25 protein-coding genes are annotated in these 19,881 nt (G+C 40.0%); 12 read left to right on the top strand and 13 right to left on the bottom strand.

Going from position 1 to position 19,881, the window contains the following annotated elements; all coding sequences use genetic code 11:
• Positions 1 to 123 precede the first annotated feature (123 nt).
• From HMPREF8578_RS09845 to HMPREF8578_RS09825, 4 genes are all read left to right on the top strand, one after another.
• Positions 124 to 627, top strand: coding sequence for a hypothetical protein (locus HMPREF8578_RS09845; protein WP_001049348.1), 504 nt, complete (start codon positions 124 to 126; stop codon positions 625 to 627).
• A 627-nt stretch (positions 628 to 1,254) separates the two neighbouring features.
• Positions 1,255 to 1,680: a hypothetical protein gene (locus HMPREF8578_RS09835; protein WP_000348652.1), complete on the top strand. Its 426-nt coding sequence runs from the start codon at positions 1,255 to 1,257 to the stop codon at positions 1,678 to 1,680.
• Positions 1,658 to 2,095 (top strand): hypothetical protein, encoded by a 438-nt coding sequence (locus HMPREF8578_RS09830; protein WP_000159689.1) that lies wholly within the window; start codon positions 1,658 to 1,660, stop codon positions 2,093 to 2,095. Before HMPREF8578_RS09835 ends, HMPREF8578_RS09830 begins: the two co-directional genes overlap by 23 nt.
• A gap of 25 nt (positions 2,096 to 2,120) precedes the next feature.
• Positions 2,121 to 2,588, top strand: coding sequence for an 8-oxo-dGTP diphosphatase (locus tag HMPREF8578_RS09825; RefSeq protein ID WP_000091501.1), 468 nt, complete (start codon positions 2,121 to 2,123; stop codon positions 2,586 to 2,588).
• On the opposite strand, the gene HMPREF8578_RS09820 is transcribed toward HMPREF8578_RS09825, so the two are convergent.
• Both HMPREF8578_RS09820 and HMPREF8578_RS09815 read right to left on the bottom strand, forming a co-directional pair.
• Positions 2,585 to 3,100 (bottom strand): transcription repressor NadR, encoded by a 516-nt coding sequence (locus tag HMPREF8578_RS09820; protein WP_000159158.1) that lies wholly within the window; start codon positions 3,098 to 3,100, stop codon positions 2,585 to 2,587. The two genes, HMPREF8578_RS09825 and HMPREF8578_RS09820, sit on opposite strands and share 4 nt — an antisense overlap.
• A gap of 11 nt (positions 3,101 to 3,111) precedes the next feature.
• A complete protein-coding gene (locus HMPREF8578_RS09815; RefSeq protein ID WP_001026213.1) occupies positions 3,112 to 3,639 on the bottom strand; it encodes an ECF transporter S component in 528 nt (175 codons plus the stop codon).
• A gap of 135 nt (positions 3,640 to 3,774) precedes the next feature.
• Between HMPREF8578_RS09815 and HMPREF8578_RS09810 the strand changes: the two genes are divergently transcribed.
• Positions 3,775 to 4,134: a hypothetical protein gene (locus tag HMPREF8578_RS09810; protein WP_000600208.1), complete on the top strand. Its 360-nt coding sequence runs from the start codon at positions 3,775 to 3,777 to the stop codon at positions 4,132 to 4,134.
• Between the two features lie 41 nt (positions 4,135 to 4,175).
• Here the strand turns inward: HMPREF8578_RS09810 and HMPREF8578_RS09805 are convergent, their stop codons facing one another.
• From HMPREF8578_RS09805 to coaB, 3 genes are read right to left on the bottom strand one after another with little or no spacing between them, the layout of a single operon-like run.
• On the bottom strand, positions 4,176 to 4,739 hold the full coding sequence (locus HMPREF8578_RS09805) for an ECF transporter S component (protein WP_001042723.1): 564 nt from the start codon (positions 4,737 to 4,739) through the stop codon (positions 4,176 to 4,178).
• Positions 4,723 to 5,274, bottom strand: a complete 552-nt coding sequence (gene coaC, locus HMPREF8578_RS09800; RefSeq protein WP_001274059.1) for a phosphopantothenoylcysteine decarboxylase — start codon at positions 5,272 to 5,274, stop codon at positions 4,723 to 4,725. The genes HMPREF8578_RS09805 and coaC overlap by 17 nt, the downstream gene beginning before the upstream one ends.
• 11 nt (positions 5,275 to 5,285) lie before the next feature.
• Positions 5,286 to 5,975 carry a phosphopantothenate--cysteine ligase gene (gene coaB, locus HMPREF8578_RS09795; protein ID WP_000699514.1) on the bottom strand — a complete coding sequence of 230 codons (690 nt, stop codon included), beginning with the start codon at positions 5,973 to 5,975 and terminating at the stop codon, positions 5,286 to 5,288.
• Positions 5,976 to 6,203: 228 nt separating this feature from the next.
• On the opposite strand from coaB, the gene HMPREF8578_RS09790 reads away from it, so the two are divergent.
• From HMPREF8578_RS09790 to radC, 3 genes are all read left to right on the top strand, one after another.
• Positions 6,204 to 7,874 (top strand): formate--tetrahydrofolate ligase, encoded by a 1,671-nt coding sequence (locus tag HMPREF8578_RS09790; RefSeq protein ID WP_000845263.1) that lies wholly within the window; start codon positions 6,204 to 6,206, stop codon positions 7,872 to 7,874.
• A 182-nt stretch (positions 7,875 to 8,056) separates the two neighbouring features.
• Positions 8,057 to 10,348, top strand: a complete 2,292-nt coding sequence (gene pcrA / locus HMPREF8578_RS09785; protein WP_000992909.1) for a DNA helicase PcrA — start codon at positions 8,057 to 8,059, stop codon at positions 10,346 to 10,348.
• A gap of 42 nt (positions 10,349 to 10,390) precedes the next feature.
• Entirely contained in the window at positions 10,391 to 11,071 is a 681-nt protein-coding gene (gene radC / locus HMPREF8578_RS09780; RefSeq protein ID WP_000286945.1) for a RadC family protein, read from the top strand.
• Positions 11,072 to 11,085: 14 nt separating this feature from the next.
• Here the strand turns inward: radC and HMPREF8578_RS09775 are convergent, their stop codons facing one another.
• The 8 genes from HMPREF8578_RS09775 to HMPREF8578_RS09740 all read right to left on the bottom strand — a co-directional run bounded on the left by HMPREF8578_RS09775 (position 11,086) and on the right by HMPREF8578_RS09740 (position 16,367).
• Positions 11,086 to 11,574 carry a hypothetical protein gene (locus HMPREF8578_RS09775; RefSeq protein ID WP_001002683.1) on the bottom strand — a complete coding sequence of 163 codons (489 nt, stop codon included), beginning with the start codon at positions 11,572 to 11,574 and terminating at the stop codon, positions 11,086 to 11,088.
• Positions 11,575 to 11,598: 24 nt separating this feature from the next.
• Entirely contained in the window at positions 11,599 to 12,288 is a 690-nt protein-coding gene (locus HMPREF8578_RS09770) for a gamma-glutamyl-gamma-aminobutyrate hydrolase family protein (RefSeq protein ID WP_000743309.1), read from the bottom strand.
• Between the two features lie 15 nt (positions 12,289 to 12,303).
• A complete protein-coding gene (locus HMPREF8578_RS09765) occupies positions 12,304 to 12,945 on the bottom strand; it encodes a redox-sensing transcriptional repressor Rex (protein ID WP_000653409.1) in 642 nt (213 codons plus the stop codon).
• An 82-nt stretch (positions 12,946 to 13,027) separates the two neighbouring features.
• Entirely contained in the window at positions 13,028 to 13,243 is a 216-nt protein-coding gene (locus tag HMPREF8578_RS09760) for a DUF4649 family protein (protein ID WP_000286093.1), read from the bottom strand.
• 6 nt (positions 13,244 to 13,249) lie between these two features.
• Positions 13,250 to 13,597: a DUF1831 domain-containing protein gene (locus HMPREF8578_RS09755; protein WP_000863522.1), complete on the bottom strand. Its 348-nt coding sequence runs from the start codon at positions 13,595 to 13,597 to the stop codon at positions 13,250 to 13,252.
• Positions 13,598 to 13,601: 4 nt separating this feature from the next.
• On the bottom strand, positions 13,602 to 14,717 hold the full coding sequence (locus HMPREF8578_RS09750) for a cysteine desulfurase family protein (RefSeq protein ID WP_000639679.1): 1,116 nt from the start codon (positions 14,715 to 14,717) through the stop codon (positions 13,602 to 13,604).
• Positions 14,718 to 14,726: 9 nt separating this feature from the next.
• A complete protein-coding gene (locus HMPREF8578_RS09745) occupies positions 14,727 to 15,686 on the bottom strand; it encodes a ribose-phosphate diphosphokinase (protein ID WP_001283843.1) in 960 nt (319 codons plus the stop codon).
• Positions 15,687 to 15,797: 111 nt separating this feature from the next.
• Positions 15,798 to 16,367 carry a CYTH domain-containing protein gene (locus tag HMPREF8578_RS09740; protein ID WP_000681307.1) on the bottom strand — a complete coding sequence of 190 codons (570 nt, stop codon included), beginning with the start codon at positions 16,365 to 16,367 and terminating at the stop codon, positions 15,798 to 15,800.
• 128 nt (positions 16,368 to 16,495) lie between these two features.
• Here HMPREF8578_RS09740 and HMPREF8578_RS09735 point away from each other — a divergent pair, with 128 nt between their 5' ends.
• From HMPREF8578_RS09735 to pta, 4 genes are read left to right on the top strand one after another with little or no spacing between them, the layout of a single operon-like run.
• Positions 16,496 to 17,167, top strand: coding sequence for a GTP pyrophosphokinase (locus tag HMPREF8578_RS09735; protein WP_000151557.1), 672 nt, complete (start codon positions 16,496 to 16,498; stop codon positions 17,165 to 17,167).
• Positions 17,151 to 17,969: an NAD kinase gene (locus HMPREF8578_RS09730; protein WP_000799063.1), complete on the top strand. Its 819-nt coding sequence runs from the start codon at positions 17,151 to 17,153 to the stop codon at positions 17,967 to 17,969. Before HMPREF8578_RS09735 ends, HMPREF8578_RS09730 begins: the two co-directional genes overlap by 17 nt.
• Entirely contained in the window at positions 17,966 to 18,862 is an 897-nt protein-coding gene (locus HMPREF8578_RS09725; RefSeq protein ID WP_001210001.1) for an RluA family pseudouridine synthase, read from the top strand. The genes HMPREF8578_RS09730 and HMPREF8578_RS09725 overlap by 4 nt, the downstream gene beginning before the upstream one ends.
• Before the next feature lie 43 nt (positions 18,863 to 18,905).
• Positions 18,906 to 19,880: a phosphate acetyltransferase gene (gene pta / locus HMPREF8578_RS09720; protein ID WP_000451583.1), complete on the top strand. Its 975-nt coding sequence runs from the start codon at positions 18,906 to 18,908 to the stop codon at positions 19,878 to 19,880.
• The last annotated feature ends 1 nt before the right edge of the window (position 19,881 follow it).

Here is a 19,881-nt window from a genome sequence, read left to right as displayed (position 1 = left end):
GAATTTAGTGAGATTAAATTGATAAGGCAAACTTAATTGGAAAATTTTAAATCTTAAAATTTAACTTTGAACCTATACCACTAATATGTTTTAAAGAATATTTTTAAATGGAAAGAAGTTATTATGAATTTGAAAGAGAAGAAGTATAAGAAGTCATCGAGCTTAGATTCTGTTCGTTTTTGGTTACAAGGGCATCGATTTGTCAAATTTATGCTTGATATTACCTTTTATATCAGCTTGTTCCTAGTTATAGAATTTACAACATCACAGAACAAAAGCATTCCAGCTGATTTTCGGTACAGAGAGCTTTTATTTCCCTTGCAATTGAATCTTTTTATTTTGGGTAATAGGTTCTATGCTCTCTTTTTGTCAGTGAAAACTGAAAAAGAAAGGACCCTTAAAAGATTTTGTGAACCCTTTATTTATATCAATATCCTTAGCTTCATTTTTCAACTGATTGGCGTGAGAAAAAGAGGAAGAGTTGTTCTGTCACCTTTGTTTTCACTGGAGTCATCCTATATCTGGTTTCCTATTGTTGTCTACCTTCTAGTCTTGATGTTAACTCTGGCAATCTTCTTTCTCTCTAAAGGTTCAAAAAAAGGAGTAGATGAAAATGAAGATGAGTAGACAAATGAAGTACAAGACAAAAGAAAAGTCTTCTTGGACTAATAGGATTTTTCTTTGGATGGAAAGGCACAGAAGGATTGCTCAACTTTTGGATACGAGTGTGTTATTTGGATCTATGTTTGTATCATTTCTTGCCGCCTCTTACATTAGTTATCTATTACCGAACATGAACTATCTTTCCCCCTTAAGCTTCAATCTTATCCTTCTGATCTTATCAACCTATTTCCTTGTCTTTCGTTTTAGTAGTGATAAACTTCAGAAATGGCGTTACTTTTCATGGGGATTTATTGGGTTCAATGGTCTTCTTTTTCCCTTTCATCTCTTGGTAGGTCTGAATTGGCTAGGACGTCGTAAGTCAACGAATTTCCCTCCCATAATTTCTATGGATCCAGCCTATGTCTGGGTTCCTATTGTAAGTTATCTATTTTTCTTTTTCTTGGGGGTGGGCATTCTGCTTGTGATTATACGGATAGAAAAGAGAAGAAGGAGGCGCAAATGGAACGAAAGACTAAGAGACAAAAGAAGATCAAACAACAGAACAGACAAATGAGAAAAATCCAGAAAAAGTATTCTTTGGTTGCTCACGTCCAATTGTGACAGGAAAGACATTCAAAGATTGCTTCTTTTATGGATGGTGGTATAATATTATTATCTATTTTTGGTATTATGTATGTATTGTTCGGGACGTCACTTATCCCGAAACCATATCAAGAAATGTCCTATCTCTTGCCAATTATTATGAATTTTGTCTTTTTGGTGCACACACTCTATCAAGGTATTTTTAGAGATGGTTTTAGCAATAAGGCTTCAGTACAAGGATTTTTAAAAACTTTTCTATTCATAAACGGACCTATTTTTCTCCTCCACTTACTTGTTGGGGTGAAAGGGAGAAATGTTAAAAAAATTCCTTCCTTATTATCTGTTGATTATCGCTACATCTGGCTTCCAATTGCTACCTATCTAATCTTTTTCATCATTCCAGCGATATTGATGGTGATTTTGAAATATAATGATAAAAAGAGGAAAAATTATGACAAAAGAAAATCTAACTAAGTTAATTTCGTTTAAGACACTTTATTTGGCTTTGCTGACCTTTGTGGTTCTTCATTTGGTGTTGCTGGTTTTTGGACTATCTTTTACGCCGATTTTGTGGAATAGTTGGTTTTTCATTCTTTGTTTGACCTTCCTAATCCATCCTTGGAGAATCTTTTATAGAACAAGAGATGCTAAATGGTATCACCTTATTTTTCAAGTATTTAGTGGATTGGTGACATTTTACCTTTGGTTTGCAGCATTCTTTGTTTTATCAGTTATCTCGGATCCAGCCGTCCCTATCAATATAGACTATCGCATAGAAGATAAGGAAATCATCATTGCTAGAGGTTTTTTGGCCCGTACTACTTATGACCATCATGAATTGATCAATCCCTTTATCATGAAGTCAGAAGTAAAATATCGAGATGAATAATAACAAATAGAAAGTGAGTGAATCCATGTCACGTTCCCAAGCAACTATTTTAACCAACATCTGTCTGATTGAAGACCTCGAAACCCAGCGCGTGGTGATGCAGTATCGTTCACCCGAAAACAATCGCTGGTCTGGCTATGCCTTTCCAGGAGGACATGTTGAGAATGGCGAGGCCTTTGCCGAGTCTGTCATTCGTGAGATTTATGAAGAAACAGGTCTAACCATTCAGAATCCACAACTAGTCGGCATTAAAAATTGGCCCTTAGATACAGGAGGGCGCTACATCGTTTTTTGTTATAAGGCGACAGAGTTTACTGGAAGTCTCCAATCCTCAGAAGAAGGAGAAGTAACTTGGGTGCAAAAAGACCAGATTCCAAACTTGGAACTGGCCTATGATATGTTGCCTTTGATGGAAATGATGGAAGCACCTGACAAGTCTGAGTTCTTCTATCGCCACCGTACAGAGGACGGCTGGGAGAAAGAAATTTTCTAGTCTTTTACCAAATAACCTAACTGGTCCAAGGCCTCCTCGATATAGTGGAGGTCTTGTTGCGTTTCGGCTTCAACAAGGTGGTAATGAATGCCGTCTGTCAATTCAGAAAGGGGTCTAAAGTCTGAATTCTCGACTTGTTCCAGAAAGTGCTGGACATCTCGGCGGCAGGTGAGTTTGAGTAGGGTTTCAATTTCGCCATAAACGGGATGATCGATTAAGATATTTTGAACGCGTCCGCCATTATCTACAATAGCTAGAAGTTCCTGACCGATTTCTTCCAGTTCATGTTTCACTTTAAAGAGTTTGTGGACGTAGGGGCTGGCATCATTTTCTTTGTAGATATAGCCACGATTGGTGGATAGGATAGGAGCTCCATCTGCTCGGAGAATAGCGATGTCCTGTACAATGACTTGGCGCGTAACATGGAAGTGTTCAGCCAAGGTTTGACCATTGAGAGCTTTTGGCGCCTCTTTTAACAGTTTGAGAAGAGCTTGTTTGCGATCCTTTGTCATAATTTTTCCTTTTAGCGACGTTTTCGAAGCACTTTATAGACAGCTAGTGCTAATGTATAGTCTACCATACTATGGACGATTGTGCCAAAACCAACTAGGACAAAGAGAACATAAAACATATTTTCAACATTTGTCCCTGAAGTAGCATAAAAGATGATACAAGCTATTACTTCAGCGATAGCATGAACAACACCCAAAACAAAGTTAAAAATCCAAGATGTCTTTGGTTTATCCAAGGTTTCAGGGAATTTCTTTAAGTACAAAGCCCCCAAAGTACCAAAAACGATGTGAGAGAAGGCACGAAGTACAATAACAGGCGGATAGCCAGCCATCAGGAAACCAAGACTAGAAGCAATAATCACAAAAGCAGCCATCAAAGGCGAAAGAAACATGGCGATAAAGATGGGGATATGACTTCCCAGGGTGTAAGAAGCCGGTGGGATAACGATTTTAAAAGGCATAATGATTGGAATCAAAATCGCGATTGCAGTGAGTAGGGCAGTCATAGTCATAAACTGCGTTTTTTTCCGTATATTCATAAGAACCTCCATTTATCTGTATATACACAAGTATAGTACAATAAATCACCAATCAAGTCAAGAAGCATTATTGATTTTTCAGGAAAATTTGGTTAAAATGTGGTAAAGAATAATAGGAACTGAGGAGAAAATGTGATGATACTTTTTGTTTACCTAATCGTGGTAATCGTGATGATGTCAAAACAGAAAAGTGAAGGGAAAGTAGTCTCAGGTTGGACTCGCTTCCTAGTTTATAGTTTATTGGTCCTTTCGCTACTCTCTCTATTAACAAGTAGCCTGGCTGTTTCACTTTTTAGCCTTCCTTTATTAGGTTTTCTTTTGATGGCAGCAATACTGGAAATTGCTTATTTCGTCAGATTGGTGATTGCATTTGGTTTGGTTTTACTATCTCTAACCCTATACTTGGATAGCCAGAAAAGCCAGCAACCTACACCTCTTTCGTATCAACTCCTGCGCTTTGGCTTTCATATTCTATTGATGTTTCTTATGTTTTAAATGCTAAACTCCACCTTCATGATGAAAGTGGAGTTGATTTTTTATTTCTTCAAGGTTTCGAGACGGGGGACAATTGCTACTGTTAGAACGGCAGAGATCACAAGCTCGGCAATTGAGTTTGTAGAAATAACGGTTGCTAGGAGTTTTTGGATATTGCCATCGAAGACATTTCCAAAAAGGAAGAATATTCCCCCGAGGACAAAGACGGTGTTGGTAAGGGAACCGAGAGCACCAGCAAAGATGAGACCCGTTCTGTTTTTTAATAATTTATAAACCAAGTAAGGTGTCAGCCCAATCAAAACTCGAGGGACAATAGCGATAATCGCAGAATAGATGTTTCCGTTCGGTACGAATGGTGAGAAGAGGTAGCTGGTTGGAAGGATGGTAATTGTGTTTACCGTTAAGCTCAATAGTCCCATAAGAAAACCAAGTGTAACCCCAACGCGAGGACCATAGATGATACTAGCAATGATTACTGGAATATGAACGATGGTCGGTTTGATTGGAAATGGGAAAAGGTTAAATAGGAGAGAACTCAAAAAGTGGATAACGAGCATAACTGCAAAAAAGATAGCAATGGGTGCAATGTTAGAGCGTTTGTTCATCGAGGGTTTCCTTTATTCTTTCTAAAATAGTATTCAGGTCAGCTAGGGCGCCTTTGCCGTGATCGCCACAGGCTAGTAGAGATTCCTTGGGAGAGATAATCTGATAACCATAGGTCTCTAATGTTTTTAGATTAGCTTGAGTTGCCGGATGGTCATACATTTTTGTATTCATGGCTGGTGCGACTAACTTTTTGACATGTTCTGGCAAGGCAAGTGCTGTGCTTGTCACCATGTTGTCCGCAAAACCGTGCGCAAGTTTTGCAATGGTATTAGCAGTAGCGGGAATGACGATAAAAAGGTCAGTCCTTTTGCCTAGTTCGATATGATTGACTTGATTAGGAGAAGGTTCCTGCATGACATCAAGGTGAACAGGATTTTGAGAGAGGACCTGTAGTGTCAACGGTTGGATAAACTCTCTCGCTGCCTCAGTCATTAATACAGTTACATGATGGCCTTGTTTTTTCAAGGAACTGACTAGATCAGCTGATTTATAGGAGGCAATGGAACCTGTAACTGCGATGAGGATATTTGCCATGGCTTTCCTTTCTAAGAATCGTATGCTTGAATTTTTTCAAGGAGGAGATTTGCAATTTCCTCTTTGGTTTGAACGGTTTGGAGTTGCTCTTTTTCAACAAAGATTGCATGATGCTGATTTGCCGAGATTTGAGTCAGGTCATTTGCGATGATTAAGTCTGCTTGGTTCTTGATAAGACTCTGTCTAGCAATTTCTATGAGATATTCTTCAGAGACATCAACAAGTAGTTTAAAGCCAATCAGATGAATAGCAGGATTCCATTCCTTGACTAGAGAGATGATTTTGGGTGTTTTTTTCAGGAATAAAACCTGCACCTCATCAGTTGAAGAAATCTTAGCTTGATGATTCTGCTTGTTTAAGAATTCTTCTAGATTGGAGCTAGCCTGTACCTCCTCAAGCCCCGTCATATAAACAGGAGTATAGTCTGACACAGCCATTGAGTGGATTAAGACCTGATATTTCTTAACAAGTTCTTGCATCACAACAAGAAGGTCGTTGGTATTGTTAATTTCTCGAATGCTTAGGTTGGGATGAGCTTCTGGCTTCAGAGCTCGTTTTGTCGTTATCAAACAAACTTCATGCCCCGCAGCAAGCAAGGTTTCTGTGATGATTTTTCCCAAGCGACCTGTAGAATGGTTAGTGATAGAGCGAACGCTATCAATAGCTTCACTGGTACCGCCCGATGTGACTAAAATTTTCATAGCACTATTGTACACAAAAATAAACAGTAAGTAAAATGAAAGCGATAAAATTTTGCTAAAACAAAGCTACACTATAGTTTATAACTATAAAGCCATATAAAATTTTTAAAAGAGCCCTAAAAATCTTGAAATTCAGGATATTTACGAACGTTTAGAGAGTTTATGGATGTTAAAAATCTTGTTTTGTGTTATAATGAATTATCATATTAGAGGCTAGAGGAGTTTTGAATGAAAACAGATATTGAAATCGCACAGAGTATTGAGTTGAAACCAATCGTTGATGTTGTAGAGAAACTGGGTATTTCTTACGATGATTTGGAATTGTATGGAAAGTACAAGGCTAAGCTCAGCTTTGATAAAATTCGTGCAGTTGAGAGCAATCCAGTTGGGAAATTGATCTTGGTTACTGCCATCAACCCAACACCTGCAGGTGAAGGGAAATCAACCATTACCATTGGTCTTGCGGATGCCTTGAACAAGATTGGTAAGAAAACCATGATTGCTATCCGCGAACCGTCTCTTGGCCCAGTAATGGGGATTAAGGGTGGTGCAGCCGGTGGTGGTTATGCCCAAGTGTTGCCAATGGAAGACATCAACCTTCACTTTACGGGGGATATGCATGCCATTACAACTGCCAACAATGCTCTTTCTGCCTTGATTGACAATCACCTGCACCAAGGAAATGAGCTGGGAATCGATCAACGTCGTATTCTTTGGAAACGTGTTGTGGACTTGAATGACCGTGCCCTTCGTCATGTGACCGTTGGACTTGGTGGTCCTCTAAATGGTATTCCACGCGAGGATGGTTTCGATATTACCGTTGCTTCAGAAATCATGGCCATTCTTTGCTTGGCGACCGATATTGAAGATTTGAAACGTCGCTTGGCTAACATCGTTATTGGCTATCGTTACGATCGTACGCCAGTTACTGTTGGTGATTTGCAGGTTGAGGGAGCTTTAGCATTGATTTTGAAAGATGCTATTAAGCCAAACTTGGTTCAGACAATTTATGGTACACCTGCCTTTGTACACGGTGGTCCATTTGCCAATATTGCTCATGGCTGTAACTCTGTTTTAGCAACGACCACAGCCCTTCACTTAGCGGACTACACAGTTACTGAAGCTGGTTTTGGTGCAGACCTTGGTGCTGAGAAATTCCTTGATATCAAGACACCAAACTTGCCAACTTCTCCAGATGCAGTTGTCATCGTTGCAACCCTTCGTGCCCTCAAGATGAATGGTGGAGTTGCAAAAGATGCTTTAACAGAGGAAAATGTAGAAGCAGTTCGTGCAGGTTTCGCTAATTTAAAACGCCACGTTGAGAACATCCGTAAGTTTGGTATTCCAGCAGTTGTTGCGATTAATGAATTTGTCACGGATACAGAAGCTGAAATCGCAGCCTTGAAAGAACTCTGTGCCTCAATCGATGTACCAGTTGAACTGGCTAGTGTTTGGGCTGATGGTGCCGAAGGTGGAGTAGCTCTTGCTGAAACGGTTGTCAAGACAATCGCTGAAAACCCATCCAACTATACTCGCCTTTATGACAACGACCTTTCTGTCCAAGAAAAGATCGAAAAGATTGTTACTGAAATCTATCGCGGTAGCAAAGTGAACTTTGAGAAGAAAGCCCAAACGCAAATCGCCCAAATCGTTCAAAACGGATGGGACAAATTGCCAATCTGTATGGCGAAAACTCAGTACAGTTTCTCTGATAATCCAAATGCACTTGGAGCACCAGAAAACTTTGAAATTACCATCCGTGAATTGGTACCAAAATTAGGGGCAGGTTTCATCGTTGCTCTAACTGGTGATGTTATGACCATGCCAGGACTTCCAAAACGTCCAGCTGCTCTTAATATGGATGTTGAAAGCGACGGAACGGTCCTAGGATTGTTCTAATAGTTTAATTGAATTAAAATGAGTTTGGAAATAATATCCAAGCTCATTTTTTTATCTAGCTTTAAGGAGTTGTCTTCAGCTGATAATAGAGTTACTTTCTAGACGCAATCAGTCTAGGTAAAGATATTTTCCTCGATTTCTGATATAATAGAAACATTGACTTCAAGAGTAAGGAAGAGAAAATGAACGCATTATTGAATGGAATGAATGACCGTCAAGCTGAGGCGGTGCAAACGACAGAAGGGCCCTTGTTGGTCATGGCTGGTGCTGGTTCTGGGAAGACTCGTGTTTTAACTCACAGAATCGCCTACTTGATTGATGAAAAGATGGTCAATCCTTGGAATATCTTGGCCATTACCTTTACCAATAAGGCGGCGCGTGAGATGAAGGAGCGTGCCTATGGCCTCAATCCAGCTACTCAGGACTGTCTGATTGCGACCTTTCACTCCATGTGTGTTCGTATTCTACGTCGTGATGCGGATCATATTGGCTACAACCGGAATTTTACTATTGTGGATCCTGGTGAACAGCGAACCCTCATGAAACGCATTCTCAAGCAATTAAACTTGGATCCTAAAAAATGGAATGAACGGACTATTTTGGGAACCATTTCCAATGCTAAGAATGACCTAATTGATGATGTGGCTTATGCTGCTCAAGCTGGTGATATGTATACGCAAATCGTGGCCCAGTGTTATACGGCCTATCAGAAGGAGCTTCGTCAGTCTGAGTCCGTTGACTTTGATGATTTGATTATGTTGACTTTGCGTCTCTTTGATCAGAATCCTGATGTCTTGACCTACTATCAGCAGAAGTTCCAGTACATTCACGTTGATGAGTACCAAGATACCAACCATGCCCAGTACCAACTGGTCAAACTCTTGGCTTCACGCTTTAAAAATATCTGCGTGGTCGGTGATGCGGACCAGTCTATCTACGGTTGGCGTGGGGCTGATATGCAGAATATCTTGGATTTTGAGAAAGATTACCCTAACGCCAAGGTCGTTTTGTTAGAGGAAAATTATCGTTCAACAAAAACCATTCTCCAAGCTGCTAACGACGTCATCAAAAACAATAAAAATCGTCGTCCTAAGAATCTCTGGACTCAGAATGCGGATGGGGAGCAGATTATTTACTATCGCGCAAATGACGAACAGGATGAGGCTGTTTTTGTAGCCAAAACCATCGACGAACTTGGTCGTAGTCAAAACTTCCTTCATAAGGATTTTGCAGTTCTTTATCGGACTAATGCTCAATCCCGTACTATTGAGGAGGCCCTCCTCAAGTCCAATATCCCTTATACTATGGTTGGTGGGACCAAGTTCTACAGCCGTAAGGAAATTCGTGACATTATCGCCTACCTCAATCTCATTGCTAATTTAAGTGACAATATCAGTTTTGAGCGCATTATTAACGAACCGAAACGTGGAATCGGTCCAGGAACGGTTGAGAAAATCCGGGATTTTGCCAATATGCAAGAGATGTCTATGCTGGATGCTTCAGCCAATATTATGTTGTCTGGCATCAAAGGTAAGGCAGCCCAGTCTATCTGGGATTTTGCCAATATGATTCTGGATTTGCGGGAGCAACTGGATCAATTAACTATCACCGAGCTGGTGGAGGCTGTTCTAGAAAAAACAGGTTATGTCGATATTCTTAATGCTCAGGCAACCTTGGAGAGCAAGGTGCGGGTTGAAAATATAGAAGAGTTCCTATCTGTTACCAAGAATTTTGACGACAATCCTGATAGTCAAGAAGAGGAAACAGGTTTAGATAAACTCAGTCGTTTCTTGAATGACTTGGCTTTGATTGCAGACACAGATTCAGGCAGTCAGGAGACATCAGAAGTGACCTTGATGACCTTGCACGCTGCTAAGGGACTTGAGTTCCCAGTTGTCTTTATCATTGGGATGGAGGAAAATGTCTTTCCACTTAGCCGTGCAGCTGAAGATCCAGATGAGCTAGAAGAGGAACGCCGTTTGGCCTATGTCGGTATCACACGAGCAGAAAAGATCCTCTATCTAACCAATGCCAACTCACGCTTGCTTTTTGGTCGTACTAGCTACAATCGTCCAACTCGTTTTATCAATGAAATTAGTTCGGACTTGCTCGAGTATCAAGGTTTGGCCCGTCCAGCGAATACTAGCTTTAAAGCCTCTTATAGCAGTGGTGGAGTGGCCTTTGGTCAAGGTATGAGCTTAGCCCAGGCCCTTCAAGAACGAAAACGCAATGCTGCACCAAGCTCTATCCAGTCAAGTGCTCTCCCATTTGGACAGTTTACATCCGGAAATAAAAAAGATTCAAGCGATACCAACTGGTCTATCGGAGATATTGCTCTTCACAAGAAATGGGGAGAGGGAACTGTTCTGGAAGTCTCTGGTAGCGGTGATACTCAGGAACTGAAAATTAACTTCCCAGAAGTAGGACTTAAAAAACTCCTAGCCAGCGTTGCTCCAATTGAGAAAAAAATCTAATTTTTCATCCTCCTCACGAATAATAAAGTGAGGAGGATTTTTATGTACAGTATTTCATTCCAAGAAGATTCGCTCTTGCCTAGAGAAAGACTAGTTAAAGAAGGAGTAGAGGCTCTAAGCAATCAAGAGTTGTTAGCTATTTTGCTCAGAACAGGAACGCGTCAGGCTAATGTCTTTGAAATTGCCCAGAGAGTCTTGAATAGTCTTAACAGTCTAACTGATCTGAAAAATATGACCCTGCAGGAATTGCAGAGTCTGTCTGGTATTGGACGGATTAAAGCCATTGAACTACAAGCAGTGATTGAACTGGGACACCGCATTCACAAACATGAAACCCTTGAGATGGAAAGTATTCTCAGTAGTCAAAAGCTAGCCAAGAAAATGCAACAGGAACTTGGCGACAAAAAACAAGAGCACCTAGTGGCGCTCTATCTCAATACTCAAAATCAAATCATCCATCAGCAAACTATTTTTATCGGATCTGCGACACGCAGCATTGCTGAACCGAGGGAAATTCTTCACTATGCCCTCAAGCATATGGCTACCTCCGTGATTCTCGTTCACAATCATCCATCTGGTGCAGTGTCTCCTAGTCGAAATGATAATCATGTCACTAAACTAGTCAAGGAAGCCTGCGAACTGATGGGAATTGTGTTCTTGGACCATTTGATTGTCTCTCACTCTGATTACTTTAGTTACCGTGAAAAGACGGATCTGATTTAAGATTACACATGATCTTACTCAATCACTTTTAAAACATAGGAATCTACTTCTGCCATATTGATAACAGGAAGAGGTTTTATCGTGGGTACAAGTAAATTTTCTTGAACGATAAAGTCGACAATTGCATTGAAATCTTCGATTTTATAATATCTTTTTTTATGAATGAGAATATCTCTGTAAAAGTAAAGACTTGAACGAAATTTACTTTTTAGTTTGGCATCTGCCTTTTTACAAAATCGTTTTGCCTTTTTAGACATTTCTTTCAGCTGTTTTTCTTTTTCTTTTTGAGATAGTTTATCGAAATTCTCTTTATTCTTAGAAAAAGATTGGTAACTTTCCGCTGTTAAAAGTCTATAGAGATTAGAAAGATGAAAGCAAACACTTATTTCTTTTTCATTGTTTGATAAGAAAAGATTAGCTTCCTTTTTCTTATAAGATATGAAAACATTAGCTTCTATATCTCTCAAAATCTCATGAGTAGAAGGTATTTTAATTTCATTCATGATTTAATAACCTATTTATAAGTCCTAGAGTTCGTTAACAACATAGTCAAATAGCATTTTATCTTTGGGGCGATTTTCAAATAGAAATTCTGGATGCCATTGGACACCAAGATAAGGAAAGCCGTCCGTAGTTGTCACAGCCTCAATGATTCCATCTTTAGGATCATGTGCTACAACCTTAAGATTTGAGGCTAGATCTTTAATGCTCTGGTGGTGGAAGGAGTTGATATGAGAGATTTCTCCATAGATTTCTCGGAGAATGGTATCAGGTTCCGTTACGAGGCGTTGGGTCGTGTATTCGGCTGAACAGTCCTGCCAATGATCCTCGATATCTTGGTGTAGCGTGCCTCCCATGGCGACATTGAAAAGTTGAGTACCCCGACAAACAGAGAAAATTGGTTTCTTTTGCTTAATAGCTTCTTTGATAAGTGCTAGTTCAAAAATATCTCTTTGAAGGTGGTAGTCATCACTATCAATAACCTTTGGTTCACAATAGTATTTTGGATCAACGTTTTGCCCACCCGTTAGGATGAGCTTATCAATGATACTGATGTAATAGGTAGCCATTTCTTGATCACCAATCGGTAGGATGATTGGAATTCCGCCAGCGTCCTTGACTCCTTCAATAAAGCCTTTTGCTGCATAGCTCATCATGATGTCATCATCTGGATGAGCTTTTTCATTTCCTGTAATCCCAATAACTGGTTTTTTCATAAATGCTTTCGCTTTCTAATCCTCTTTACGCATAAAATAGAGGAGGGTTTGGAGTTCGCTTGTCAAATCGACATACTGAACGACCACATCTTTTGGGAGGTGAAGGTGAACAGGGGAAAAGCTGAGAATACCTTTTATACCAGCATCAACCAAAAGATTGGCAACTTCTTGTGATTTAACACTTGGAACTGTTAGGATAGCAGTTTTGACATCTGCTTCTTTGATTTTTTCTTTAATCTGAGAGATACCATAGATTGGAATCCCATCAGGTGTCTGGCTTCCAACTTCTGGATGGTCATCTAGGTCAAAGGCCATGATAATTTTCATCTTGTTACGCTCATGGAAGCGGTAGTGGAGAAGGGCATGGCCCATATTTCCGATTCCAACCAACATAACATTTGTAATTGAGTTATCATTTAGGAGATCAGCAAAAAAATTCATCAATTTTTTGACATCGTAACCAAAACCTCGACGACCTAGTTCACCAAAATAGGAAAAATCCCGACGAACGGTCGCAGAATCGATACCGATAGCCTCTGCAATTTGTTTGGAGTTGGCACGTTCGATTTTTTCTGCATGAAATCTCTTGAAAATTCGATAATAAAGAGAGAGTCTTTTTGCTGTTGCTTTTGGAATAGCAGACTGTTTATCTTTCACAAAATCACAACCTTTCTATTCTTCTATTTTATAGAAACATTGTGAAAAAATCAACAAAAACAAGAAAAAACTAAGAAATTTCTTAGTTTTTATCTGAAAAATGAGCTTGTGATAGAAAACGGTAGAGATCGCCAACCAATCCTTGATAAATCACCTTATCATTCAGCGTTAAGGAGCTGATTAGGAGAGTATCAGGTAGGGTCACACAGCCTGATAGAGATAACATGAGCTCTTCGTAATCCTTATATTCAAGTGTACGTTCTACGTGATAGTTATCTTGATAGGTAAGTCGATACATAGTCAATTATCTTTCTTCTTTAGTGAAGATACCGCGTTCTACTAAACTGTCCATGAGGAAGTAGAATTTTTCCTGATGAATGTGGTGGTCTTCTGATTTAAAGATATTGACCAAACGAAGGCCAGACTTGTCAGTAATGTTGAGTTTAGCACCTGTAAGGTCTTTGTTGATGATGATTTTTAGCTTGAAACCTTCACCACTGTTGGGTACTTTCTCAAGCAAACGAGTCAGTTCGAAGTTTCCAACTTTTGTTTCAAAGAAAGTATTATCTTTCAGTGTGAACTTTTTAACAGTTGGACTAAGTGTATAGTCGTAGCGGCAGTTTTGTAGTTTAATGGTTTTTTCGAATGCCATTAGTTTAATCTCCAATAATTTTTTTTAAGGTTTGTGCGAGTTGTTTCAGTTCTTCCTCAGTGTTAAGAGGAGAAAGACTGATACGGACAGATTCTGTTAAACGATGCGAATCAGACCCATAAAATGCTTCAAGCACATGACTGGTTTGCACAATACCAGCAGTACAAGCCGAACCGGTAGAAATTGAAATTCCTTCAAGATCTAACCGAAGTAAAAGTAAATCATTTTTCTGACCAGGAAAGCCAATGTTGACAACATAAGGAAGTTGGTGGTTACTTTCATTGAGATAGTAGTCGAGACCTGCAATTTCTTCTAAAAAAGTAGTTTTGAGTGCGCTTAGTTTTTGGTAGTGCTCAACTTGGTCATTTAAATCCTCTTTGAGAGCAGCGACCATACCTACAATGGCAGCGAGATTTTCTGTTCCAGCCCGTTTCTTTTGTTCTTGGTCTCCACCGTGAAGGTAGGAATCAAAGTCTCCAGTCGATGCGTAAAGAAATCCGACTCCTTTTGGTCCATGGAATTTGTGGGCAGAAGCACTGAGGAAATCAATTCCTAATTCCTCGGGATGGATATGAATCTTCCCGATAGCTTGAACAGCATCTACATGATAAGCAGCAGGATGCTCTTTTAAAATACGTCCAATCTCAGCGATAGGTAAGAGACTCCCAGTTTCATTATTAGCATACATGGTGGAAACGAGAATGGTATCGTCACGTAAGGCTTCTTGAATTTGCTGGGCAGTAATTTCTTGATTTACTGGTTGGATGATGGTCGCTTCAAAACCAAAATGTTGAACCAGATAATCGATAGTCTCAAGCACAGAATGGTGTTCAATAGCTGTTGTGATGATATGTTTTCCCTGATTTTGATGACGGAGACAATAGCCGATAATGGCTGTATTGTTACTTTCTGTACCGCCAGATGTAAAAAAGATATGTTGAGGTTTTGTTCCTAGTAAGAGGGCTAAGTCTTGACGAGCTTCTCGCAAGAGTTTGCCAGCCTGCCGACCATGACTATGAATACTAGAAGGATTACCATGAGTTTCTTGCATGACCTTGGTCATTTCAGAAATAGCTACTGCTGACATAGGAGTCGTAGCAGCATTGTCCAAATAAATCAAAGAATCACCTTATTTCTTTTTGTTGTAAGCAAAGAGTGGGCTGACTGGTTTTCTTTCATGGATGCGGACGATAGCATCACCAATTAATTCGCTAGCAGTAATGTAACATACATTTTCTGGAGTTCTTTCTTTGGTCGCTACTGAGTCCGTCACGAGAATTTCTTTGATGTTTGTAGCGTCAAGAAGATCTGCTGCACCTTCAACAAATAAACCGTGACTGGATACTGCATAAATCTCAGTTGCGCCTTCACGTTCAACGATTTTGGCTGCTTCAGAGAAAGTACGACCAGTATTTAGGATATCGTCAATCAAGATAGCCTTCTTGCCTTCAACATCCCCAATGATATAGCCTTCGTTACGATCAGAATCGTCTTGAGCGTAGTCAATGATAGCGATAGGAGCATCAAGGTATTCAGCCAAACTACGTGCACGTTTAACACCAGAGTTCTTTGGACTGACAACAACAACATCAGAGCCAAGAAGTCCTTTATCACAGTAGTGCTTAGCAAATAGAGGAACAGTATAAAGATTGTCTACAGGAATGTCAAAGAAACCTTGGACCTGAACAGCATGGAGGTCAAGCGTTAGGACACGGCTTACACCAGCTTTGACAAGCATATTGGCAACTAGTTTTGCAGTGAGGGGTTCGCGAGAAGAAGCGATACGATCCTGACGAGCATAACCAAAGTAAGGAAGGACAACGTTGATACTATGAGCACTTGCACGTACACAAGCATCAACCATGATTAACAACTCCATCAAGTGGTTGCTAACAGGGTAGCTGGTTGACTGGATGATATAAACATCGTAACCACGGACACTTTCTTCAATGTTGACCTGGATTTCGCCATCAGAAAATTGTCGAGAGGATAATTTCCCAAGAGGTACACCAACTGTATCCGCAATCTTTTGAGCGATTTCATGGTTAGAGTTTAGGGTGAAAAGTTTCATGTTGTTTCTATCTGACATTATAGACCGTCCTCTGTAAACTTTGCGAATCTTCTTTGAGAAAGCTTTGTTTTTCAAAGCTAGATTCTTTTATTTTTATCTTTTCTATTTTACCAAAAAAAGGAGATTATTTCAGCATTTTTTCATGCTTTTAATAAAACGAATTAATTTTGAAGGAGCTTTCTGATAGGTTATCTGATTTTCATCTAAAAATCTCTTAAAATCAGCTTTCCCTTTTTCATGGTCGGTGACTTCAAGCTCGAGTTCATAGTCCGTCTGGTCAAAGTATCGACTTTCATCTAAGGCCATTAAGCCAATTTCAGTTTTCATTTCATAACGTAGAGTGGAAAGACAGCCTAGAACAAACCAGTCATGGCTTTCGATACCCATCTTAGCGAGTTTCTCTAGAACGAGCCCTGGAGGTAGTTTTTGTTTTTCTAGGTATGATTCAGCTTCTGGAAGAGTTAGTTTCTGGTTGTATTCCATATTTCCTACAGTTTGAGGCACTTTTAAGGTCAATTCCGCCCAATCTGCAAAAGTGCGAATGCGCATGGCAACCTTCTTTTCACGCAATTGGAAATCTGGTGTGTCAATGTAGTAGTTCTTCTGAAGAACGGGTTGGATATGGGAAAACTGTTTTTTTAGATGATCATATTCCTCTTTTTTCAGAAGTGTTTTCAATTCTATTTCTAAATGTTTCATTTTTTCAACCTTTTCTATATCTTTGAAAGCGATTTATGGTATAATGGACAATGTATTTATTGTATACGAATGTACTGAAAAAATCAAAGATTTTCGACAGAGCAATCAAACATTATAAGGGAGAAAGTATGACCATAGAATGGGAAGAATTTTTAGATCCTTACATTCAGGCTGTTGGTGAATTGAAGATCAAACTTCGAGGAATTCGCAAACAGTATCGTAAGCAAAACAAGCATTCTCCGATTGAGTTTGTAACGGGTCGTGTCAAACCGATTGAAAGTATCAAAGAAAAAATGGCTCGTCGAGGAATTACATATGCAAGTCTGGAACATGATCTGCAAGACATTGCGGGTTTACGTGTCATGGTTCAGTTTGTTGATGACGTTAAAGAGGTAGTTGAGATTCTACGTAAACGCCAAGATATGAGAGTCGTTCAGGAACGAGACTATATCACTCATCGTAAGGCTTCAGGTTATCGTTCTTATCACGTGGTTGTCGAGTACACGGTTGATACGATCAACGGAGCTAAGACGATTTTGGCGGAAATTCAAATACGGACTTTAGCCATGAATTTCTGGGCTACGATTGAACACTCGCTCAATTATAAATATCAGGGCAATTTTCCAGAAGAAATCAGGAAAAGGCTGGAAATCACAGCGAAAATAGCCTATCAACTGGATGAAGAAATGGGTAAGATTCGTGATGATATCCAGGAAGCGCAGGCTCTCTTTGATCCATTGAGCAGAAAACTAAACGATGGTGTAGGAAATAGTGACGATACAGATGAAGAATACAGGTAAACGAGTTGACCTCATAGCAAATAGAAAGCCACAAAGTCAGAAGGTCTTGCATGAGCTGAGGGAAAAACTCAAGAAACAACATTTTATACTGAACGATACCAATCCCGACATCGTCATTTCGATTGGTGGCGATGGGATGCTTTTATCTGCCTTTCACAAGTATGAGAATCAGTTAGACAAGGTTCGATTTGTAGGTGTTCATACAGGGCATTTGGGATTTTACACAGATTATCGTGATTTTGAGCTGGATCAGTTGGTGACCAATCTTTTACTAGATACTGGTGCCAAAGTTTCCTATCCAGTCTTGAATGTCAAGGTAACACTTGAAAATGGAGAAGTGAAAATCTTTCGTGCTTTAAATGAAGCCAGTATCCGTCGATCAGATCGGACCATGGTTGCGGATATCATCATTAACCACGTTCCGTTTGAGAGATTTCGTGGAGATGGAGTGACTGTTTCAACGCCGACGGGAAGTACCGCCTACAACAAGTCCTTGGGTGGAGCTGTCTTGCATCCTACCATTGAAGCCTTGCAGTTGACGGAAATAGCAAGCCTCAATAACCGAGTCTATCGCACTTTGGGATCATCAATCATTATTCCCAAAAAAGATAAGATTGAACTTTTGCCGACACGCAATGATTACCATACGATATCAGTCGATAACAGCGTCTATTCCTTCCGTAATATCGAACGGATTGAGTATCAAATCGACCATCACAAGATTCACTTCGTAGCGACTCCAAGTCACACTAGTTTCTGGAATCGTGTCAAAGATGCCTTCATAGGCGAGGTGGATGAATGAGGTTCGAATTTATCGCAGATGAGCATGTCAAAGTCAAAACATTCCTCAAGAAACATGAGGTTTCCAAGGGACTTTTGGCTAAGATTAAGTTTCGAGGCGGGGCTATTTTGGTCAATGGCCAACCTCAAAATGCGACTTATCTCTTAGATATTGGAGACAGGGTAACTATTGATATTCCAGCTGAGGAAGGGTTTGAGAGCCTTGAAGCTATTGACCGACCACTCGATGTTCTCTATGAGGATGACCATTTTCTGGTTTTAAATAAGCCTTATGGAGTAGCTTCCATCCCCAGTGTCAACCATTCCAATACCATTGCGAATTTTATCAAGGGCTACTATGTCAAACAAGAATATGAAAACCAGCAAGTTCACATCGTGACTAGGCTTGATAGAGATACATCTGGTTTGATGCTTTTTGCCAAGCACGGCTACGCTCATGCACGTTTAGACAAGCAACTGCAACGAAAGTCTATCGAAAAACGTTACTTTGCTTTAGTTAAAGGAGCTGGTGTCTTGGAGCCTGAAGGGGAGATTATCGCCCCGATTGCGCGTGATGTGGACTCCATTATCACAAGACGGGTTGCCAAAGGTGGGAAATACGCCCATACATCTTACAAAGTTGTCGCGTCTTATGGAAATATTCACCTAGTCGATATTCGTCTTCATACTGGGCGAACTCATCAGATTCGAGTGCATTTTTCTCATATTGGCTTTCCTTTGTTGGGAGACGATTTGTATGGTGGTAGTCTGGATGACGGTATCCAACGTCAGGCTCTGCATTGCCATTATTTATCTTTTTATCATCCTTTTCTAGAGCAAGATTTGCAACTAGAAAGCCCCTTACCGGATGATTTCAGCAATCTTATTACTCAGTTATCAACTAATACTCTTTAAAAATTGTTTGGAGTATAATTTATTTTCTTAAAGGAGAAAACTCATGGAAGTTTTTGAAAGTCTCAAAGCCAACCTGGTTGGCAAAAATGCTCGTATCGTTCTCCCTGAAGGGGAAGAGCCACGTATTCTTCAAGCAACAAAACGCTTGGTAAAAGAAACAGAAGTAATTCCTGTTTTGCTCGGAAACCCTGAAAAAATTAAAATTTATCTCGAAATCGAAGGGATCATGGATGGTTATGAAGTAATTGATCCCCAACACTATCCTCAATTCGAAGAAATGGTTGCTGCTTTAGTAGAGCGTCGTAAGGGCAAAATGACTGAAGAAGAAGCGCGCAAAGTTTTGGTTGATGATGTCAACTACTTTGGTGTGATGCTAGTCTACTTGGGCTTGGTTGACGGTATGGTATCTGGTGCGATTCACTCAACTGCCTCAACAGTTCGCCCAGCCCTACAAATCATTAAAACTCGTCCAAATGTAACTCGTACGTCAGGTGCCTTCCTCATGGTTCGTGGTACAGAACGTTACCTATTTGGAGACTGTGCCATTAACATCAATCCAGATGCAGAAGCCTTGGCTGAAATTGCCATCAACTCAGCAATCACAGCTAAAATGTTTGGTATTGAACCTAAAATTGCTATGCTAAGTTATTCTACTAAAGGTTCAGGCTTTGGTGAAAGTGTTGATAAGGTAGTGGAAGCTACTAAAATTGCTCACGACTTGCGTCCTGACCTTGAGATTGATGGTGAATTGCAATTTGACGCTGCCTTTGTTCCTGAAACTGCAGCTCTTAAAGCTCCAGGAAGTAATGTAGCTGGTCAAGCAAATGTCTTTGTCTTCCCAGGTATCGAAGCCGGAAATATTGGGTATAAGATGGCAGAACGTCTCGGTGGTTTTGCGGCTGTAGGACCTGTTTTGCAAGGTTTGAACAAACCTGTTAACGACCTTTCTCGTGGATGTAATGCAGATGATGTGTACAAGTTGACCCTTATCACAGCAGCTCAAGCAGTTCATCAATAAG

Source organism: Streptococcus oralis ATCC 49296 (assembly GCF_000185265.1).
Lineage (GTDB): Bacteria > Bacillota > Bacilli > Lactobacillales > Streptococcaceae > Streptococcus > Streptococcus oralis_BC.
The sequence above is the reverse complement of the archived record's forward strand: the minus strand, read 5'-3'. Positions and strand labels throughout refer to the sequence as shown.

Coding starts and splice junctions, on each gene's coding strand:
- HMPREF8578_RS09845 (WP_001049348.1), top strand. CDS start 124: ATGAATTTGAAAGAGAAGAAGTATAAGAAGTCATCGAGCTTAGATTCT.
- HMPREF8578_RS09835 (WP_000348652.1), top strand. CDS start 1,255: ATGGATGGTGGTATAATATTATTATCTATTTTTGGTATTATGTATGTA.
- HMPREF8578_RS09830 (WP_000159689.1), top strand. CDS start 1,658: ATGACAAAAGAAAATCTAACTAAGTTAATTTCGTTTAAGACACTTTAT.
- HMPREF8578_RS09825 (WP_000091501.1), top strand. CDS start 2,121: ATGTCACGTTCCCAAGCAACTATTTTAACCAACATCTGTCTGATTGAA.
- HMPREF8578_RS09820 (WP_000159158.1), bottom strand. CDS start 3,100: ATGACAAAGGATCGCAAACAAGCTCTTCTCAAACTGTTAAAAGAGGCG.
- HMPREF8578_RS09815 (WP_001026213.1), bottom strand. CDS start 3,639: ATGAATATACGGAAAAAAACGCAGTTTATGACTATGACTGCCCTACTC.
- HMPREF8578_RS09810 (WP_000600208.1), top strand. CDS start 3,775: ATGATACTTTTTGTTTACCTAATCGTGGTAATCGTGATGATGTCAAAA.
- HMPREF8578_RS09805 (WP_001042723.1), bottom strand. CDS start 4,739: ATGAACAAACGCTCTAACATTGCACCCATTGCTATCTTTTTTGCAGTT.
- coaC (WP_001274059.1), bottom strand. CDS start 5,274: ATGGCAAATATCCTCATCGCAGTTACAGGTTCCATTGCCTCCTATAAA.
- coaB (WP_000699514.1), bottom strand. CDS start 5,975: ATGAAAATTTTAGTCACATCGGGCGGTACCAGTGAAGCTATTGATAGC.
- HMPREF8578_RS09790 (WP_000845263.1), top strand. CDS start 6,204: ATGAAAACAGATATTGAAATCGCACAGAGTATTGAGTTGAAACCAATC.
- pcrA (WP_000992909.1), top strand. CDS start 8,057: ATGAACGCATTATTGAATGGAATGAATGACCGTCAAGCTGAGGCGGTG.
- radC (WP_000286945.1), top strand. CDS start 10,391: ATGTACAGTATTTCATTCCAAGAAGATTCGCTCTTGCCTAGAGAAAGA.
- HMPREF8578_RS09775 (WP_001002683.1), bottom strand. CDS start 11,574: ATGAATGAAATTAAAATACCTTCTACTCATGAGATTTTGAGAGATATA.
- HMPREF8578_RS09770 (WP_000743309.1), bottom strand. CDS start 12,288: ATGAAAAAACCAGTTATTGGGATTACAGGAAATGAAAAAGCTCATCCA.
- HMPREF8578_RS09760 (WP_000286093.1), bottom strand. CDS start 13,243: ATGTATCGACTTACCTATCAAGATAACTATCACGTAGAACGTACACTT.
- HMPREF8578_RS09755 (WP_000863522.1), bottom strand. CDS start 13,597: ATGGCATTCGAAAAAACCATTAAACTACAAAACTGCCGCTACGACTAT.
- HMPREF8578_RS09745 (WP_001283843.1), bottom strand. CDS start 15,686: ATGTCAGATAGAAACAACATGAAACTTTTCACCCTAAACTCTAACCAT.
- HMPREF8578_RS09740 (WP_000681307.1), bottom strand. CDS start 16,367: ATGAAACATTTAGAAATAGAATTGAAAACACTTCTGAAAAAAGAGGAA.
- HMPREF8578_RS09735 (WP_000151557.1), top strand. CDS start 16,496: ATGACCATAGAATGGGAAGAATTTTTAGATCCTTACATTCAGGCTGTT.
- HMPREF8578_RS09730 (WP_000799063.1), top strand. CDS start 17,151: ATGAAGAATACAGGTAAACGAGTTGACCTCATAGCAAATAGAAAGCCA.
- HMPREF8578_RS09725 (WP_001210001.1), top strand. CDS start 17,966: ATGAGGTTCGAATTTATCGCAGATGAGCATGTCAAAGTCAAAACATTC.
- pta (WP_000451583.1), top strand. CDS start 18,906: ATGGAAGTTTTTGAAAGTCTCAAAGCCAACCTGGTTGGCAAAAATGCT.